Origin of the sequence: Caulobacter sp. CCH9-E1 (genome assembly GCF_001556515.1) — a bacterium.
Classification (GTDB): Bacteria; Pseudomonadota; Alphaproteobacteria; order Caulobacterales; family Caulobacteraceae; genus Caulobacter.
The window spans coordinates 1-552 of record NZ_LSJA01000207.1; the positions used below are offsets into that span (position 1 = coordinate 1).

Consider the following 552-nt stretch of genomic DNA (forward strand, 5'->3'; position numbering starts at 1 on the left):
AGGGGCCGCGCCGGCGCCCCGGCTAGTGCGTCGTGCTCAAATCCGACGCGGCCGGACCCTCGTCTGGGGTCTTCCGACCAGACCCCAGTTGGAGGATGAGATTGGCGATGGCGGGCAAGACGAGCAGGGTCACGGCGGTGGCCGTGACCAGGCCGCCGATGACCACCATGGCCAGGGGCTTTTGCACTTCGGCGCCGGTCCCGCTGGCCAGGGCCATCGGGATGAAACCGATGGCCGGGACGAGGCCCGTCATCAGAACCGGACGGAAGCGCTCGACCGAGCCCTCGTAGATCGCCTGGGCCACGGGCACGCCCGCTTCGAGGCGCTCTCGGACGCTGGTCATGACGACCAGGCCGTTGAGAACCGCGACGCCGGCCAGAACGATGAAGCCGACGGCGGCCGAGATCGAGAATGTGATCCCCGTCAGCGCCAGGGCGAACACACCGCCCGAAAGTCCGAGCGGGATCGCCGCGAACACCGAGGCTGCGGGTCCGAACCCGCCCAGCGCCATGTAGAGCACCAGGAAGATCAGCGCGAAGCACAGCGGCACGA

At 69.0% G+C, this 552-nt stretch carries 1 protein-coding gene; it reads right to left on the reverse strand.

The window, feature by feature from the left end; translation table 11 throughout:
• Window positions 1–22: 22 nt before the first annotated feature.
• On the reverse strand, window positions 23–552 hold a 530-nt coding region (locus AX690_RS12355), incomplete at its 5' end, for an efflux RND transporter permease subunit (RefSeq protein ID WP_197426849.1).